Here is a 17040-nt window from a genome sequence, read left to right on the forward strand (position 1 = left end):
AGCTAAGTCACACTCCCGAAGGCCGCGCCAACTCGGGCCATCGCACCGTCAATCCCGCTGTGCCCAAAGCATGTTCGTGTGAGATGCTCTGCCCGTCAATTTTGTGGGTTCGGGGCGGGGCCAATTTTCAGGGAGTGCGATCGTGAGACGTGTCATGGGCATTATTCCGGCTGTGGTTCTGGCCGGAGCCGCTGTGGGCCTGGCGAGCCCGGCAGCCGCCGACGAACTCAACGGCACCTATCGCTACGACCACGACGGCCCGTCGACCTGGAGCACGTGGACCGTGACGTCATGTGGGCCGGGATGCGCCGAGGTGGCCGCCACCGGCGGCGCGACATGGGCGCCCTATGGCGGGCAGGCCCACCTGGACGGCACCCGTTGGACGATGGTGAGCCCATGGCCCGATGCGGGGACCTGCGAAGGCACCCCGCTCACCGCCTCACGCACGCTCGCCTGGGATGACGCGACGCTGGCCGGCACCGGTTTTGCCACCTGGGAGGCGAGTGACTGTGGTCCGGCCGAGCGCAGTGATCAGTTCTCGTTCACCTTGACGAAGCTCTCCTAGCACCCGTTTTCCTCGCGCCGCCGGGGGAGATTTCAACGCGCCAGCCCGAGGTATGAGCCCGGTGGCTGCGAACGAACTCTGGAGCTGCTCACGTAATCCTGGCCCGTGACGGGAAAATCGTTGCGCTGTATGTCTTTCTGAATCCGGTGCTGTCCTAGCCCGTCGAAACATCTGACGCTCCGCGTCCGCACGTGTCGTGCGGAAAGCCGCCCGTTGACGCCGCTGACCTAAAATGCTCGGGTGGTAGCAGGGTCCGGGCCGGCGCACATTCCGGTGGCGACCGTCGGCCGACCGGTCGCCGGTCTTGCCGGAGTTCCCCGTCCGGGAGTGACCCGCTTACTGCAGGATCACACCGGCCTGGTGGTGGTGGCTGCACCCGCGGGATACGGCAAGACCACCGCGGTGGCGCAGTGGGATGACGCCGACGGACGCCCGTTCGCGTGGGCGCGCCTCGACAACCTCGACAACGACCCCGCGCACCTGCTGCTGCACCTGACCACCGCGCTGGACCAGGTCAAGCCCATCGACCCGGCGGTGCTGCACTACCTGCAGGGCGCGGGCCGCGATGAATCCCAGCTGGTGCCGGTATTCGTCCAGGCACTCGAAAGCTGTGGGCCCATCGTGCTGGTGCTGGACGACGTTCACGAGTTGTCGTCGAGCGCAGCCGCTGACACGTTGCGCGCCGTGGTGGACCTGGCGCCGAGTTCGACGACCCTGGTGCTGGTCGGCCGGCAGAAACCTGCGCTCGAACTGGGGCGACGCCGATTGCAGGGCCATGTCGTCGAGATCGGCATTCCGGAACTGAAGCTGTCGGGATCAGAAGGCGCGGCCGCATTCGCGGCCCTGGATGCCGGCATCGACCAGGCCACGATCACGCGGGTACTCGACAAATGTGAAGGCTGGGCCGCCGGGGTCGCCATGGCGGCGTTGGCGCTGCGCGATGGCGCACCCGCTGACGCGGTGACGGGTCGGCACCGGCTGGTGGCCGACTACCTGGTCGAGGAGGTGCTCAGTCAGCTCGAACCAGGCACCACAACGTTTCTCATGGAATCAGCGGTGCTGGACCGCTTCAGCGCCGATGAGCTCGATGCGTTGCTGGGACGTACCGATTCGGCCGCGATGCTGGACGCAATCACCCGCTCCGGCAATATGTTTCTGGTTTCCCTTGACGCCCAGGGAATCTGGTACCGGTATCACCAACTTTTCGGAGATCTGTTGCGCGCGCGGTTGCACGGCCGGGATCCGGACCGGTTCCGGGAGCTGGCGACGAGGGCGGCAGATCGGCTGGCCCGCGCCGGTGACGTCGACGGCGCGCTGACCCAGGCGCTGGCTGCCGACGACCGTGCCCACGCGGCGGCGCTGGTGGGTATCGATGCCGTGCGACTGGGTTTCGACGGCCGCGTCGGCGTCCTGGCCCGGCGTCTCAGCCTCATCGATGAGCAGACCTTCACCGACTACCCCGACGCGGCGATTGCGCGGGCGTGGCTGGGGGTGGCGACCGGTGACGCCGAGTTGATCCAGCGGTCGTTGTTGACGGCGAGCGCGGCCGATACCGGCAAGCCACTCGCGGACGGCACGCCCTCGGTCGATGTGGCTGCGGCCCTGGTCGGTTCTCTGGTCGGTGTCGGCGGGGTGGGGGAGGTCATCCGTCATGCCGAAACAGTCTGTGCCGCCGGCGATCATCTGGTCAACCCATGGTGGGGTGCGGCCACGATGATGAAAGGCGCCGCGCTGGCCATGCTCGACGAACCCGAGCAGGCGCGGACCACCCTGGAATCGGCACTCCCAGTGATCGAAGACCTCCCCGGGTTCCAGGCCGCGGCGCTGGCGCATCTCGCCGCTCTGGACCTCGGTGACGACGATCTGCCGGCTGCCGTCGAACATGCCGCGGCCGCGCGCTCGATCGTCGACTCACGGGACCTGTCCGACATGGTCCCGATGGTGGTGGTCTACGCGGTCGACGCGTTGGTGCGGTCCCGGCGCGGCGACGTGGCGGGGCGCGCTCGGCCGTCCGCGCCACCGAACGGCTGGTCGACCGGCTGGGTGACCTGTCTGCCCGTACCGCGCTGTTGGCCCATGTGCTGGTCGCCGGCACCGCTGTGGAGATCGACGACACCGAACTGTGTGACCGGCACCTGGATGCCGCGCAGCGTGCCCACCGACGAGAACCGGAGGCCGTGGGCATCGGGCAGGGGCTGGAACGTATTCGTGCCCTCTCAGCAGCCCGTGCGGCCCGCGGGGCTCGGCCGTCATTGACGACGGCCGAGCTCAGGCTGCTGCCTTTGCTGGCCACCCATCTGTCCCTGCAGCGCATTGCCGGTGAGTTGACGCTGGGCCGGGAGACGGTGAAAAGCCAGGCCACGTCGATCTACCGCAAGCTCGGCGTTTCGTCCCGCGCTGCGGCCGTGGCCGAGGCGGCGCGGTTCGGGCTGCTCAGCGAGACCGCGCGAGCCGCCGGGCGAACGGCAACAGCATCACAAACTCGACGATCAACACCACGGTGATCATCACGACGACCTTCGGGTCGTCGAAGTTCTGGCCGGCGACCACGAACGCAGCGGCGGCGTTGCGTTGTGCGGTACCCAGCGCCAGGACGTCCCGAGACCCGGATCCGCCCAGGAGCCAACCGATCCCGGCGCAGATCACCGTGTAGATGATGGCCGCCAGGATGGCGAACGTACCGAAAACTGATGTCACGCTGTTGAAATGGGCCGCGATGGTCAGCACGATCACCAGCGCCATGCTGATGGTGGACAGCTTCGCCACGGCCGGCTGGATGCGGGCCGCCGCGCCGGCAGCGCGGGCCCGGAACACCAGACCGGCGGCCAGCGGGATGAGCATCAGCACCACCAGGGACAGCGCGATCTGGGCGGGGTTCACCGCGGTGCCTGCGACGACGATCGGCAGGACCAGTGGCACGTACCCGACGGTGACGACCATCAGCAGCACCATCAGCCCGACCGCGAAGGCCATGTCGGCCTTCGCGAACTCGGCGAGCTTGATCAGGAACGGTGCGCCTGCCGCAAGTCCGGCCAGCAGCAACCCGATCCCGAGCGGTTCGTCGAGACCGAACACCCGCCACAACCCGAACGCGGCCAGCGGCGCCAGCACGAAGTTGGCCGCCAGCGACAGCGCCACCAAGCGAACGTTCTTGAGCGGGGCCAGGATCTGGCCGACGGTCAGGCTCAGACCGACGGCCAGAGTGCTGGATACGACGAACAGGACAACCGCGATGTTCGAACCCGACAGGAGAAGATCGCTGATGCCGCCCATCAGGCCATCGTCACGAGGTTGCGCCAGAAGGACTTCAGACTGTCGCTGGCGCCGAACAGGGTTGTGAAATGGGTGGAGTCGACGAGCACGATGTCACCGGCGCGGTCACCGGACGGAGGCATGTGGATCAGTGCGTTGAACTCGGTGTTGCCGGCCAGGGTGAACGGATGCGGCCGGGTCTGGTCGATCGGCTGCCGGCCCAGCACCCGAAGGTCGGGCCCCTCGGGCGCGGTCAACTCGTAGTGCGGCAGGTGCGGGTGCAAGGCCAGAGTGCTGACGTCGCGCAGCAGGCCCGCCGAATCCAGGTCGCGGAATGCGGTGAGCGGCAAAACCTGTCGGGTGCCCTCGACGGTGGCCGGACGCAGGCCCCAGGTGTTGTGCACCGGGATGTTCAGTCCGGTCAGCAGCGACCGGGCATAGCCGCTGAAGCGCTGGACCCGAGGCGTCAGGGGATCACCGTGGTGCAGGTACTCCATCTGCTGCTGCTCTTTGTCATCGGTGAACCCGACGTCATGGTGTGGTGCCAGCATCAGGCAGGTGCCCTCGCGCTTCAACCACTGCTGGATCGCGGCGATCTCTTCCGGACTCGCCGCCTCGTCGCCGAGCAGGTGGTCCAAGCCGAAGATCATCAGGGTGTCGGTGTCGTTCAGGATGCATTCGTCGATCGGCAGCCGGTACCCGGCCTGATCGACCCGCTGAAACACCGCCACCGGATGCCCGGTCGCCTCGCCGGCGACTTCCTGGAATGCCAGCGACGAGCGGTGAAACGTCTCCAGCGTTCCGTCGATGCCCTGCAGGAAGTTCCGCGCGATGTACTCGGGTGATTCGTAGGCCGGCCACGTCGCCAGACGTACCTCGGTGAAGGTCGAGAACCGGTTGTACAACTCGGCGGGGTCGCGCTGCACCTCCCACGGGTAGCTCCACGACCAGTAGATGCTGACGCGTCGCTTGCCGTTGTGTGGCCGGGCGACGTGGGCCTGGTTGTAGGTGCGGGCGTATGAACGGGGTGTGGTCATGCTGTCTCCTTGCTTCGTGGGGTCCCGAGCTCTGTGAGGTAACGCAGCCCGTTCAGGCCGGGCAGGAAGAAGTACCCTCCGCCGCGGAGCGTGGTGAAAGCGGGTATCCCCTTGTGTACCTTGCGGATCGGCCGCTTTGGAATCTTGAAGTCCAGCGTGCCGTCCTGGGTGCCGCAGATCGGGTCGTGTTCGTTGCCGAGGTCTTTGAACGATGCGTCGTTGATCCAGACGTTCTGGGCGAACTCGAACTGACGGACCAAGCTGGCGCAGATCAGGAACATCCCGACGCCGCGTTCCACCCCGTCGTCCGGCGCACCTTCGGGTAACGCCGGCCCGTAGGTGCCGCTGCGCCGGATCAGCCTGCGCCGATTCGGATTCGGTTCGGTGTCACGCGGGTTGAGCCGACGGGCATGGGAACCGAGCGGGCAGGCGTAGCCGTGCGGATCCATCTCGCCGTAGTCGAAATCGTTGTTGCGCATCGGATCCGCGCCGAGCTCGGGATCGTCACGCTCGGGTGCCAGCACCAGAGGAGCGCCACTGCGCCACCGGCCCATGAACTTGGCGGCCAGCAACTCCTCCTCTTCGTCTCCCTCGGCGGTCTGCCTCAGGTAGTCGCGGAAGACCCCGACATGCTCCTCCAGTCGGCGGTACGCCAGGTAACTGCCGTTGCGCGAAATGGCCTCGGGAGTGGGCTGGTCGGCGACCAGGCCCTCCTCGTCGGGGTAGCCGAGCAGGAACTCGCCCGGTTCCAGCGCCCCGCCCGAACCGGGGATCAGCACCTCGCCGGACCCCTTCATCTGCGGCTGTGAAATCGGATCGCGATACCCGAAGTGGTCGTGGTCGTACTCGAACGGTGCAGTGGCGGCCAGATCCAGATGGGACAGTGACCGCACCCCGGGGCAGCGGGCCAGCAGTGCGTCGTGCTCACCGACGCAGCGCACGCGCTCCTCCTCGTCCCGGGCGAACAGGATGACGATGGCGTGCAGATCGTCGCCGGCGAGCCCACCCAGCCAGTGTTCGGGTGCGGCCGCGCCGGTATCCCCGAGGATGTCGGCCCGCGACGCCATCCCTTCCCGGAACTCGTCGGGGAAGCTCGCCAGCGATTCGTCGTCCAGACCCAGTGCGCGCAAGCCATTCCAGGTGAAGGCCAGGTTGACCCAACGCTTGAAGATATTGACCGTCTCGCGGACATCGGTGGCCGACTGCACCAGGGGGACCATCTCGGCCAGCCAGGCCTGGCCGGCTTCGGGACTATCGAACGACAGGAACTCGTACCGACCGGTCAGGTGTGGCGTCCCGGTCAGCATGATGTGCTGGATATCGTCGAATTCGAGGTCGTTCGTCGCATTTGGCACCACAGCATTTGCTGTCATTGCATTTGGTCCAGCATGTCGGAGAACGCGGCCTTGAGCCGCAGCGCCTTCTTGACCTCCTCGGACGTGACGTACGGGTATTCGCCGTACTCCAGGAAGCTCGGTACCTGGTGGTCGCGGACGAACATGATGAACGCCTCGGGGTTGGTCTTCCAGTCCTTGGGGAAGCCCTCCAGGTGGGTGAACGCGGTGGTGATGCCCGTCGAGCTGAACAGTTTCACCGCGTCCTCGGTGTATTTGTCGAAGTCGGTGTCGAAGATGCCCTGGTACTGGAAATGCAGGCCGGAGCCGACGTCGAACAGCTGCCAGCGCAGGTAGTGCAGCTTCAGTGGGGCCAGCACTTCGGGCTGCGCGGCGACGGCCGCCTCGAGCTGCTTGCCGTAGTCGCGGATGGCCTGCTCGTGGCCGTCGAGAACCTTCGCGATGATGTTGAAGCCGTAGCACGCGGGGGTGCGGGGGAAAACCGGGCCGTATCGCCCTCGGGTCAGCTCGAAGTAGCCCTCCTTCGGGAGCGCCATAGCCGCCGGCTGGGTCCAATCGTTGTTTCCGTTGTGCGCCATGGTTACGAGACTATGGACGCCAAACCCCCGTGTCGTCCCCCAATTCGGGGGAAATCGCCCTGTCAGGGCGCAGTAGATGCACGCCGGGATACCGGAGTGACCCTCCAGCTGGAATCACTGTAGACGAGCCGTGCGGTGAGGAACATGGCGCCGAGCAACGCCGCGGTGAAAAGCCATGCACTGACTGATAATTGGACCCCGCCGCTGAGGGTGTGACCGCTCGTGCAGCCACCCGCCATCCGGGCGCCGAAAAGTACGAAAAACGACCCGACGAAGCACGCCGCAGCCCGCTTGGCGCGACTGGGACCGAATCGGTTACGCCAGGAGGGCGGTACGACGGGGCGGAACGCGTTGAAACGACGGCTGACAAACAGGGCCGAGAACAGCGATCCGAGGAGTACACCGGCAACGACGAGAGGCTCCCAGCCGATCGTGGCGAAGACCTCTCGGCTGTAGTCGAACCCGGGCATGAACAGGTGCCCGACCACCCACGAGTAGGTGGTCGACATGCCGAAAGGCTGGCGAAGGAACAGCGACAGAACCACGATCACGGCGACGAACAGGGCTGCCATTGCGGTGGTCCACGCGAAGAAGTTCCCGTTGGACACCCGCTGTGAGGCCAGACGTGAGAGTCGTGAGCCGTTGCCGGCCCAGGCGGGCACCGCCACACCTTCGTCGAGGTAGGCGGCGGTGTCGTCGGTGCAGGTCTGGTCATGTGCGTCGACCGGTCTGTTCGCCCTGCGCAGATGCTGCATACAGCTGTGCTCACCGCCCTGGTACCGCGGCAGGCGATACAGCAGCGTCAGTGATACCGCGGCATACGTGATCGCAATCAGGAGCATGGGGATCGGCCGGATATTCGCGATGTCCCCGGTCGCCACGAGGTTGCCGAAGTCGGCGGTATGCACCAGCCACCGGCCGACGTCGGTCTGGTACAGCGCGGTCCACGCCGCCGCGCCGAGGAGTCCGCCGGGCAGCGCTGCCAGGACGTCTCGGCGACCTTCTCCGAGAGCAATCATCTCGGTACCCGGAAAATAGCCGCTGACTGCGACCCCGGCCCCGAACATCAGCCCACCGAGTGTGACGCCGATCAGATACGTCGGTCTCGGTGAGAAATGCATCGAGAACCCGAGCGCGTAAAGGCCGTACAGCAGGACCGCGCCGATGGCGGTGACGAACAGGAAACAGCCGATGAGGAGCCGGTCGACCAACCTGGCGGTCCGGATGATCGTTTCCGGGTTACCGATTCCCCACAACGAGGCCGGCACACTGAACGCCGCACCGATCAACAGCCCTACCCACAACGGCGCTGTGACGCTGACCATGGGCACCTCCTACGAGCACCTTCCGGGGGTGATAAGCCGGGATCGTCAGAAGTCCGGTGTGCTGACGTCTTCGAGTTCCTGCTCCGGCCCGGGCGGTGCTACCGCCGGCCTGGTGGGGCCCGACTGGACTTCTGCCGAACCGCATTCGGTGCCGCTCACCCCGGGCGGGCACAGGCTGTTACCGGCAGGCGAGTTCGGAACCAGATAGGGGACGCAGGTCCCGGCGTAGGTGTCGTTTTCCTCACCGTTCGGACAGGCCGCAAGGTTGTTCGTCGCGGCCGGCGCCGTGGCGACCGCCGCGGCCGCTGCCGTCGCCGCGAGTGCGGAACAGGCGGCGACGATGAACCGTCGAGTGGAGCGAAGCGCTGTCATCACTTACCACTTTCATTCTCGGGTCAACAGGACGCGATCATTCTCGGGTCAACAGGACGCGATCATTCTCGGGTCAACAGGACGCGATCAGCTTCTCCAGGGTATCGACCAAACCCGGCTCGAGCGCTCGCGGTACTGCGGGACGAGACGGTGCGACGCCGTTCGAACATCGTCGCCTCGACGATCCGAGCGGCTTCCCGGCGCACGTCGCGGCGCAGCGTCCACCACAATTGCCTGCGGTCGACGTTCGGATCGCGGGCCGCGGCCAGGGTGAACCGGACCACCCGGCCCGGTGAGAACAGTTGCTGTGGCGAGCAGATCCGATTGAAGCCATCGGCGATCTCGGTCATGCCGCCGGGGCGTGCGGCGAACCAGCGGTAGGCGGCGAGTTCGATCGGCGACACTTCGTCGGCGCGGCCGAGTTGATTGGCCCACTGGTACATGGCCAGGCATTGCGCGTCGCGGTCCAGTTCCCAGGAGGCCAGCGCACGGTCCAGGCGGACCGGGTCGTCGAGATACGGTGCGGCCGCCTCGCCGAGCAGGCGCCCGAACCGAAGTGCGTCGCGAATGCCCTGCGCGGTGACGGGGTCCTTGAAGTGTCCGGCGTCCCCGGCCAGTGCCCAGCCAGGCCCCTGGGAATGCCGGAAGTAGGAGGGATGGGAGTAGGAGACGAGGATCTTGCTGACTCGGGTGCAGCCATGCAGCCGCTGTGCGAAAGGCGCGACGCGCTCGACGGTCGCGTCGAAGGCGGCGATCGAATCGGCACGGAACTCGTCGGCGCGGCGGACCGGCGGCATCTGCAGGGCGACCAATTGTTCACCGTCGCAGGGGAATACCGTCACAAGATCATCACGGAACCGCCACTGCATGGCCAGGTCGCGCAGCTCGGAATGCGTGTCCTGATAGTAGGCGTAGGCCATCATGCGCTGGTTGTCGCAGCGGTGATGTTCGCGCGCGCCGACCAGCCGTGCGACGGTGGGCCTCCGTCCATCGGCTCCGATCACCAACTTCGCGTTGACGTTGCCCGTCGAACCGTCGCGGCGTTTGAAGCGGACGCCCGCCACCCGGCCCGACGGTTCGCGGATCAGGTCGGTCACCCGGACGTGTTCGCGCACGTCGGCGCCGGCTTCGCGGGCGGTCTGCACCAGTGCGAGGTCGAGGCCGGGGCGGCGGATGCAGGCACCTGCCGACAGCCCCTCGTAGGTGCTGGCCGGCCCGATGGCCTCGACCCCGGGGGTGCCCAGGCCGACGCGGGTGTGCAGCGGCGCGCCGAGGCGCAGCACCCGATCCCGTGCGCCGAGCCGCTCCAGCTCCGCCCAGTGGTGGGTGAAGAGCAGATGCGTCGAGAGTGTGTCGGACGGAAACCCGGCGCTGTCCAGTGCGACGACGGTGCGACCGCGCCTGGCCAGGCTGATTGCCGCCGCGGCCCCCGCGCAGCGGCTACCGACGATCACGACGTCCGGCCCCTCGGGCATGGGGTCAGGGTGCCACCACGATGTCGTTTTTGTAAGTATTTTCAGTTTTTGAATGCTCTTTGAAATTGCCGGTGTGACCTATCCTGGGCCGATGCCCGTCGGCGACGTACACACTGCGGCCTCGCCGGGTGCGGCCCGTGCAGGCAGGCGGCGTGCACGCACCCGTGCGGCCATCCTCGACGCCGCCGAGGTGGTGTTCAGCCGTGAGGGCTACAGCGAGGCCCGCATCGAGGAGATCGCCGAGTTGGCCGATGTGTCGGTTGGCTCCATCTACGGGCACTTCGACGGGAAGCGCGGGCTGTACCTGCAGCTGGTCAACGGGGCGCTCGCACTCTTCACCGAATACATGCAGCGCAGCGACGATCCGGCGATGACCCCGCTGCAGCGCGTGCTCGCCGGCGGTGACGCGTATCTGCGCTTCCACCTCGACCATCCGGGTGCGTTCCATTTTCTGGCGTACCGCAGTCCGGGGGCGCAACCGCTCTCCGGCGACGACGAGACGGAGGCGAGCATCCGCGATCGGGTCGGTCTGCTGCTGCGCCGATTCGCCGAGCAGATCGACGCTGCCATCGCCGCCGGTGAAGCCCGGCCCGTCGACTCGCTGCGGTTGACGCACTATCTGTGGGGCGCCTGGAACGGTGTGATCGCTCTGCGTCAGCAGCCCGACGGGCTGCGCATCTCCGACGACGAGATCGCCCAGACCCTGGAGCTGGCCAGGTGGCTGTTGCGTGAGGGGCTCGCGGCCCCCGCTCTGCGTGATGCCAATGGCGAAGTGGGAGAGCGTGTTCCGCTACCGCACATCGCCCTGGGTGATGACCGGGAGGCCGAGTAGGCGATCCCGCTCTACTCGAAGCTGTTCAATACGGCTACACGCACTCGATGCAGAGCTGCTGCTCACCCTTCTGCAGCGCCAACCGGTTGCGGTGCTGCACCAGGAAACAGCTGGAGCAGGTGAACTCGTCAGCCTGCTTCGGGATGACCCGTACGGTCAGCTCCTCGCCGGAGATGTCGGCGTCGGGCAGGTCGAACGAATCGACTACCTCGTCCTCGTCGATGACCGCAGTGTTGGCCGCGGTACGCCGCTGGGCGGCCAGCTCCTCCAGCGACTCGTCGGTAGCCTCGTCGGTCTCCTTGACGCGCGGGGCGTCGTAGTCAGTAGCCATAGATGATCCTCCTAAGTTCAAGACCAATGTTTGTGGCCAACGCCGCAGCGGGACTCCTTGTTCCCCGGGCGAACAACCTATAAACGTCGGGTGCACGTTAGCCGTTCAAACCGCCGCAGTCTGCATCGGTAGACGTGATGCTGAGTACAGTCGTCGGCGTGCATGACGATGTCAGAGGTTCGGACGCCGAGAACTTCGATGACGCTGAGCTTGATGAGTACCTCGAAGACGACGATGCGGATCTGGAGGATCTGGAGACCAACGGCCAGGTGATCTCGATCCGCCGCGCCAACGGCGAGGAACTTCTCACGATCGTGGCCCAGGATGACGAGTGGAATGTCGACCTGCAGCCCGGTGGCTCCGTGCAGAGCGCATTCCTCGGTTCGCGACGCGACACCCCGGTGTGGATCAACGCCCTCGACGGCCAGATCGAGCGTGACGACGACGGCACGTACGTCATCCGTATCGACTGACCTTCGACTGTCTTTGTGCCCGTCACGAGGGGTCCTGCCGGCCGATGCGCGGTATGACCGGGCTGACAGCCGGCATACCGGTGTGATGTTCGCCGACCGGGACGGCCGCCGGTCGGCGCCTGCCGGTCAGAGCCGGTCCATCTCCCGCGCCATCAGGCTGTTCTCCAGATAGCTGCACCGCGGCGGGTAGTAGGGCGCGTGCCGCCGGTCGGCAAGGGCGTGCCAGCGTTCGGCAACCGATGACATCGCGTGCGACATCGCCGCGATGACATGGTGGTCCCTGTGGCTGCCCGCTGCGGCGGCGGTGCCGAACAGCACCTGCTGTTCGGTGATGAGCACTGGCTCGTGCGTGTGCCGGCGCATCGTGGTCTGTCGCGGGGCTTCGCGTCTGATGGCGGAAACCTGGTGGAAAACGCTCATGTCGAAACTTCCTCTGAACCAAGCGCCGTACTGTCGAGCGCTCTCATGCAGAAAAAGTACGACTGACCCAGGTCAATGTTCACGCGTAGTGCACTACCTCAATAGGGGGCATCTGCGGCCGAACGTCCTTTTACAGGACCGGTTCTCACGGCGGCCGGATGGACGAGGACGGGCGATTTGTAAAGCCCGACACGCGGGATGCCATCGGCCGATGGCATCGCGGCCGGATGTTCCCCGCGCAACCAGCCTCGCGCACAGGACAATTCGACGACCCATGAGTTCCGGTGCGCCCGCCCGCCCCGCGACGTGATCGCGGTGCCGAACCGTGCACCGGTAAATGCCGCCCGAATCCCAGTGACGGCGATAGCGTGGGGACTCGTCGTTTCGTATCTGGATAGGAGACTGGACGATGAGAGCCGAATCCGCGTCGGGCGAGGATATCGCCGGAATCATCCGGTCCCCGCAACGGCTACTGGCCGTCGTGGTGGTATTGCTGGTCGGGATATTCGGGGCCGCGATGCTGGCGCCGGCCCGAGCCGCCGCCGATGGCGAGACCTACATCGTCGCTACCGACATCACCTTCGCGCCGTTCGAATTCCAGGACGCGGAAGGCAAATTCGTCGGGATCGACATCGACCTCCTGAACGAGATCGCGGCGAACCAGAAGTTCAACGTCACGGTCAAGCCGTTGGGCTTCGACGCCGCGCTGCAGGCCGTTCAGGCCAATCAGGCCGACGGCGTGATTGCCGGCATGTCGATCACCGATGCGCGCAAGAAGGTGTTCGACTTCTCCGACCCGTACTTCGAGTCCGGCGTGCAGATGGCTGTGCTGGAGGACAACGAGGACATCAAGTCCTACGAAGATCTGCGTGGGAAGCGCGTCGCGGTCAAGAACGGCACCCAGGGGGCCGAGTTCGCCGAGTCGATCAAGGACAAGTACGGCTTCTCCACCGTCTACTTCGCAGATTCGGCCTCGATGTTCGAGGAAGTGAAGACCGGCAATTCGCAGGCGGTCTTCGAGGACTACCCGGTGCTGAACTACAACATCCAGCAGGGCAGCGGATTCAAGACCGTGACGCCGAAGGAGAAGGGTGCCAGCTACGGCTTCGCGGTCAACAAGGGCCGCAACGCTGAACTGCTGAGCAAGTTCAACGCCGGCCTCAAGGAACTCAAGCAGTCCGGTCGCTATGACGAGATCGTCGAGAAGTACCTCGGCGAGGGCGCCGTCGAGTCCGACAACTCCTTCATCGGACTGCTCAAGAGCACCTTCCCGATCCTGATGGTCGGCCTGAAGATGACGCTCATCCTGACGGTCGTCTCGATCGCCATCGCGCTGGTGCTCGGCGTCATCTTCGGGCTGATGCGGGTATCGCGGTCGATCGTGCTGCGCGCCGTCGGGACCACCTTCGTCGATGTCTTCCGAGGCACGCCACTTCTGGTGCAGGCCTTCTTCATCTACTTCGGCATCCCGGCGGCGCTGGGCTTCCAGATGTCGGCGCTGACCGCGGGCATCATCACCCTCTCGCTCAATGCCGGTGCGTACATGACCGAGATCGTGCGCGGCGGAATCCAGGCGGTGGACAAGGGGCAGATGGAGGCAGCGCGCAGCCTCGGTATCGGGTATCTGCCGACGATGCGAAAAGTCATTCTGCCGCAGGCGATCCGAACGATGGTCCCGTCCTATATCAACCAGTTCGTCATCACCCTCAAGGACACCTCGATCCTCTCGGTGATCGGCATCGCAGAACTGACCCAGACCGGGCGGATCATCATCGCCCGGAACTTCCAGTCCTTCTACATGTGGCTGATCATCGGCATCATCTACTTCGTCGTCATCATGGCGCTCACCAAATTCTCCGATCGGCTCGAGAAGAGGATCACCAAATGACCCAGCTGGTACCGGAAGCCGCGGCCGCCGAGCCCGAGGGCACCGTCAAGATCCGCATCGAAGGGCTGAAGAAATCATTCGGCGATCTGGTGGTGCTCGACGGTATCGACACCACGGTCAGCAAGGGTGAAGTGGTCTGTGTCATCGGGCCGTCGGGGTCGGGCAAGTCCACCTTCCTGCGATGCCTCAACAAGCTCGAGGACATCACCGCGGGCAAGGTCACCGTCGACGGATTCGACCTCACCGACCGGAAAGTGGACCTGGACAAGGTCCGTCAGCACATCGGCATGGTGTTCCAGCACTTCAACCTGTTCCCGCACATGACCGTGATCGACAACGTCACGCTGGCGCCGCTGCTGACCAAGAAGATGGACAAGGCTGCGGCCGAGAAGCGGGCCATGGAACTGCTGACCCAGGTGGGCCTGGCCGAGAAGGCCGCGGTGAAACCGGCCACGCTCTCGGGTGGGCAGAAGCAGCGGGTCGCGATCGCCCGGGCATTGGCGATGAATCCGTCCATCATGTTGTTCGACGAGGCCACCAGCGCCCTGGATCCGGAGATGGTCGGCGATGTACTGCAGGTGCTGCGCGATCTGGCCGAGGGCGGCATGACGATGGTGGTCGTCACCCACGAGATGGGTTTTGCCCGCGAGGTGGCCTCCCGGGTGATCTTCATGGCCGACGGCAACATCGTCGAGGATGACACCCCCTCCGAGGTGTTCGACAGCCCCAAACATCCTCGGTTGCAGGAGTTCTTGTCGAAGGTGCTGTAGCTCAGCGCACGAAGAGCCCGATCAACCCTGCTCGACCACGTTGGACTGACCCGACTTGGACACATCGGGTTCGCCCGTGTGGAACGTGACGCGGTTGTCGAATCCGGACACCCCGATGGTGTCGACAGATTCGACGGTGACGACGTTCTCGACGCCGGAGACGGTGAGCGCGGTGCAGTGACCGGTGATCTCCAATTCGTTCTCGACGCCGCTGACGATCACGATGTTGTCCCGGCACTCGAGGGTCCGGTGCCCGTTGATGCCCGAGACGGTTACCGTCTCTCCCGTCGGAACCTGCGTCGGTGCAACGGCTCCGGGCCGGGGCATCGGGCTGACGACAGTCCGCCGCATCGTCGTGGACTGGCTGTCGGTGAACCGGTCGGTGCTTGCGGAATCGTCGCTGCTGAATATCACGAAGCTCGCGATACTGCCGACTACCGCCATCGCCGTCGCCATGCCGACCATGAAGAACACCGGCAGGTTGCCCGTTTTGCGCTGTGGTGCCGGCGGCGCCGGATACGGTTCGTAGCCCGGCCACGGCGCGGGCGGACCAGGGGGCGGCGGCGGGAATGTGTTGCCCTGGGTCCAGGGCTGGGTTGGAGGCGGGACGGCTGAATGCCCGGTGCCGAGCTCGGATGAGCGGGCCGCGTCGGCGAGTGGGCGTTCCAACTCGCGGATGCGGGCCTCAGGGTCGTCCTTCGGATCCATGCGCAGATGCTCGCACATTCAGCAGCTGATGCGGGCGGGAAGTGTCGGTGCCGATCCCCGGTGTCGTTTGCTGGAAGTGGACTTCGCGAACCCGCTGAGACGGCAAGGTCCAGGTGTGGCGACTGCGGGCAAAGTGATTGGCCCATAACCTGTCTGACGGTCGTACGGCATTCCCCGGGGTGTCGTGCCCCCCGCGTAGACTTGCCGGTACGGAACGTTAGCTGCGCATGGAAAAGGAACCTGAGTGCCTCAGACAGGACGATGGACCGGTGACCCGGTCTGGCTGGCCGACATTCTTCGTGCGGAAGGTATCGACCTCGTCGAGTACCCCGGGTGGCGGACACGGGGCCATGGCGACTTCAAGGACATCCGCGGGGTCATGGTGCATCACACCGGGTCGGACGGGGCCACTGCCGCATCGATCGCGAACGGCCGTCCGGACCTCCCCGGCCCCTTGTCGCAACTGCACATCGCGCGCGACGGCACGGTGACGATCGTGGCACTCGGGGTGGCCTGGCATGCGGGTGCGGGCATGTATCCGTGGTTGCCGACGAACATGGGCAACTGGCACCTGATCGGTATCGAGTGTGCCAACAGCGGTACCAGTCCGACGGCTCCGCACCGTAAGAACTGGCCTGACGCACAGTATTTCGCGCTGGTGCGAAGCTGCGCGGCGATCAACCGCAGATTGGCGCAGACTTCGGCACGCACCATCGGCCACAAGGAGTACGCAGGCCGGGCGCAGGGGAAATGGGATCCGGGGGCCATCGACATGGACGTCCTGCGCGCCGACATCGAGGAGCGGATCGGGCACATCGCGACGCCGGCACCGACGCCCAGGCCGACGGCTCCGGTGGGGCAGTATGCCGACGTCCTGCTGTTCCGGCCGATGGAGGGCCCAGACGTCGCGGCACTCCAGCGTCGACTCAGGAGCGACTACGCGCAGTATGCGGGGGATCTCAAGGTCGACGGCGTCTTCGGTCCGCACACCGAGGCGGCCGTCAAGGAGTTTCAGCGTCGCACCCCCGGCCTCAGGGTCGACGGCATTGTCGGCCCTGCCACCGCCGCCGCGCTGCGACTCTGAGGTTCCGCTGGGCAAATTCGGGCGCTCGGTATTGCGGGTGGAGGTGTTGCCTTAGGCTAACCAAACTTCTATGGTTAACCGTAGATTTGTCCTCCAAATTAAGGAACCGCTGATGAAGCGCCTGTTTCCGCTCGTCGCCGGCGCCGTAGCCGCAACACTCGCAGTGTCCCTGGCACCGTCGGCTGCCGCCGAGGACTTCGCCATCACCGCTCCCGTCCCCACGTTGGAGGAGCTGAATGCGCAGATCCAGCTACTCGTGGCGAGCCCGGCGCCGGATTACGTCAAGGCCGCGCAACTGGAAGGCGGACCCCGGGCGGTCATCGTGCCGAAGATGGTCTACCGGCTCGGCGTCTTCCGTGCGCCGAAAGGCTCGGCTGTGGTGACCGGGCCGGAAACCCACGACGGAACCAGTCACACTGCGGTGATCAACGGCAGCCGTCAAGGGCAACCGACGCTGCAGATACCCGCCGAGTGGCGCTACATCGACGGACAGTGGAAGCTCGCGAGCAAGTCGATGTGTAGCGGCATCTCCACCCTGGGCCTACCCATTCCGTGTAATTTCCAGTGACCGGGCG

At 65.7% G+C, this 17040-nt stretch carries 19 protein-coding genes; 9 read left to right on the forward strand and 10 right to left on the reverse strand.

Annotated features, from left to right (window positions below; all coding sequences use genetic code 11):
- Positions 1-142: 142 nt before the first annotated feature.
- The 3 genes from G6N44_RS23620 (at position 143) to G6N44_RS23630 (ending at position 3069) form a co-directional block, all read left to right on the forward strand.
- The gene (locus G6N44_RS23620) at positions 143-565 is read left to right on the forward strand and encodes a hypothetical protein (RefSeq protein ID WP_163668231.1); all 423 of its coding nucleotides are present in this window, start codon (positions 143-145) and stop codon (positions 563-565) included.
- A gap of 240 nt (positions 566-805) precedes the next feature.
- Positions 806-2821, forward strand: coding sequence for a winged helix-turn-helix domain-containing protein (locus G6N44_RS29615; RefSeq protein ID WP_163668233.1), 2016 nt, complete (start codon positions 806-808; stop codon positions 2819-2821).
- On the forward strand, positions 2743-3069 hold the full coding sequence (locus G6N44_RS23630; RefSeq protein ID WP_235682858.1) for a LuxR C-terminal-related transcriptional regulator: 327 nt from the start codon (positions 2743-2745) through the stop codon (positions 3067-3069). The genes G6N44_RS29615 and G6N44_RS23630 overlap by 79 nt, the downstream gene beginning before the upstream one ends.
- Here G6N44_RS23630 and G6N44_RS23635 read toward each other — a convergent pair.
- The 7 genes from G6N44_RS23635 to G6N44_RS23665 all read right to left on the reverse strand — a co-directional run bounded on the left by G6N44_RS23635 (position 2999) and on the right by G6N44_RS23665 (position 9959).
- On the reverse strand, positions 2999-3838 hold the full coding sequence (locus G6N44_RS23635) for a bile acid:sodium symporter family protein (protein WP_163668235.1): 840 nt from the start codon (positions 3836-3838) through the stop codon (positions 2999-3001). The two genes, G6N44_RS23630 and G6N44_RS23635, sit on opposite strands and share 71 nt — an antisense overlap.
- On the reverse strand, positions 3838-4854 hold the full coding sequence (locus tag G6N44_RS23640; RefSeq protein ID WP_163668237.1) for a hypothetical protein: 1017 nt from the start codon (positions 4852-4854) through the stop codon (positions 3838-3840). The genes G6N44_RS23635 and G6N44_RS23640 overlap by 1 nt, the downstream gene beginning before the upstream one ends.
- Positions 4851-6161 carry a Dyp-type peroxidase gene (locus G6N44_RS23645; protein WP_235683120.1) on the reverse strand — a complete coding sequence of 437 codons (1311 nt, stop codon included), beginning with the start codon at positions 6159-6161 and terminating at the stop codon, positions 4851-4853. The genes G6N44_RS23640 and G6N44_RS23645 overlap by 4 nt, the downstream gene beginning before the upstream one ends.
- A gap of 62 nt (positions 6162-6223) precedes the next feature.
- Positions 6224-6787 (reverse strand): hypothetical protein, encoded by a 564-nt coding sequence (locus tag G6N44_RS23650; RefSeq protein WP_163668241.1) that lies wholly within the window; start codon positions 6785-6787, stop codon positions 6224-6226.
- A gap of 62 nt (positions 6788-6849) precedes the next feature.
- A complete protein-coding gene (locus G6N44_RS23655) occupies positions 6850-8112 on the reverse strand; it encodes a YeeE/YedE thiosulfate transporter family protein (protein ID WP_163668243.1) in 1263 nt (420 codons plus the stop codon).
- A gap of 45 nt (positions 8113-8157) precedes the next feature.
- Complete coding sequence (locus G6N44_RS23660) at positions 8158-8484, reverse strand: hypothetical protein (RefSeq protein ID WP_163660028.1); 327 nt, start codon at positions 8482-8484, stop codon at positions 8158-8160.
- 62 nt (positions 8485-8546) lie between these two features.
- Positions 8547-9959: an NAD(P)/FAD-dependent oxidoreductase gene (locus G6N44_RS23665; RefSeq protein WP_163668245.1), complete on the reverse strand. Its 1413-nt coding sequence runs from the start codon at positions 9957-9959 to the stop codon at positions 8547-8549.
- Positions 9960-10050: 91 nt separating this feature from the next.
- Here G6N44_RS23665 and G6N44_RS23670 point away from each other — a divergent pair, with 91 nt between their 5' ends.
- Positions 10051-10791, forward strand: coding sequence for a TetR/AcrR family transcriptional regulator (locus tag G6N44_RS23670; RefSeq protein ID WP_163668247.1), 741 nt, complete (start codon positions 10051-10053; stop codon positions 10789-10791).
- 34 nt (positions 10792-10825) lie between these two features.
- On the opposite strand, the gene G6N44_RS23675 is transcribed toward G6N44_RS23670, so the two are convergent.
- Positions 10826-11122: a DUF4193 domain-containing protein gene (locus G6N44_RS23675; RefSeq protein ID WP_163668249.1), complete on the reverse strand. Its 297-nt coding sequence runs from the start codon at positions 11120-11122 to the stop codon at positions 10826-10828.
- A gap of 158 nt (positions 11123-11280) precedes the next feature.
- Between G6N44_RS23675 and G6N44_RS23680 the strand changes: the two genes are divergently transcribed.
- Positions 11281-11595: a hypothetical protein gene (locus G6N44_RS23680; RefSeq protein WP_235682859.1), complete on the forward strand. Its 315-nt coding sequence runs from the start codon at positions 11281-11283 to the stop codon at positions 11593-11595.
- A 126-nt stretch (positions 11596-11721) separates the two neighbouring features.
- On the opposite strand, the gene G6N44_RS23685 is transcribed toward G6N44_RS23680, so the two are convergent.
- Positions 11722-12015 (reverse strand): hypothetical protein, encoded by a 294-nt coding sequence (locus tag G6N44_RS23685; protein ID WP_163668252.1) that lies wholly within the window; start codon positions 12013-12015, stop codon positions 11722-11724.
- Positions 12016-12532: 517 nt separating this feature from the next.
- On the opposite strand from G6N44_RS23685, the gene G6N44_RS23690 reads away from it, so the two are divergent.
- Both G6N44_RS23690 and G6N44_RS23695 read left to right on the forward strand, forming a co-directional pair.
- Positions 12533-13903 (forward strand): amino acid ABC transporter substrate-binding protein/permease, encoded by a 1371-nt coding sequence (locus G6N44_RS23690; RefSeq protein WP_407666182.1) that lies wholly within the window; start codon positions 12533-12535, stop codon positions 13901-13903.
- Positions 13900-14673 carry an amino acid ABC transporter ATP-binding protein gene (locus tag G6N44_RS23695; protein WP_163668256.1) on the forward strand — a complete coding sequence of 258 codons (774 nt, stop codon included), beginning with the start codon at positions 13900-13902 and terminating at the stop codon, positions 14671-14673. Before G6N44_RS23690 ends, G6N44_RS23695 begins: the two co-directional genes overlap by 4 nt.
- A gap of 21 nt (positions 14674-14694) precedes the next feature.
- Here the strand turns inward: G6N44_RS23695 and G6N44_RS23700 are convergent, their stop codons facing one another.
- Positions 14695-15381 (reverse strand): DUF3060 domain-containing protein, encoded by a 687-nt coding sequence (locus G6N44_RS23700; RefSeq protein WP_179964433.1) that lies wholly within the window; start codon positions 15379-15381, stop codon positions 14695-14697.
- A gap of 244 nt (positions 15382-15625) precedes the next feature.
- On the opposite strand from G6N44_RS23700, the gene G6N44_RS23705 reads away from it, so the two are divergent.
- Positions 15626-16465: a peptidoglycan recognition protein family protein gene (locus G6N44_RS23705; protein ID WP_163668260.1), complete on the forward strand. Its 840-nt coding sequence runs from the start codon at positions 15626-15628 to the stop codon at positions 16463-16465.
- Positions 16466-16577: 112 nt separating this feature from the next.
- A complete protein-coding gene (locus G6N44_RS23710; protein WP_163668262.1) occupies positions 16578-17033 on the forward strand; it encodes an MTB12 C-terminal domain-containing protein in 456 nt (151 codons plus the stop codon).
- The last annotated feature ends 7 nt before the right edge of the window (positions 17034-17040 follow it).

The organism is Mycolicibacterium alvei (assembly GCF_010727325.1).
GTDB classification, from domain to species: Bacteria; Actinomycetota; Actinomycetes; order Mycobacteriales; family Mycobacteriaceae; genus Mycobacterium; species Mycobacterium alvei.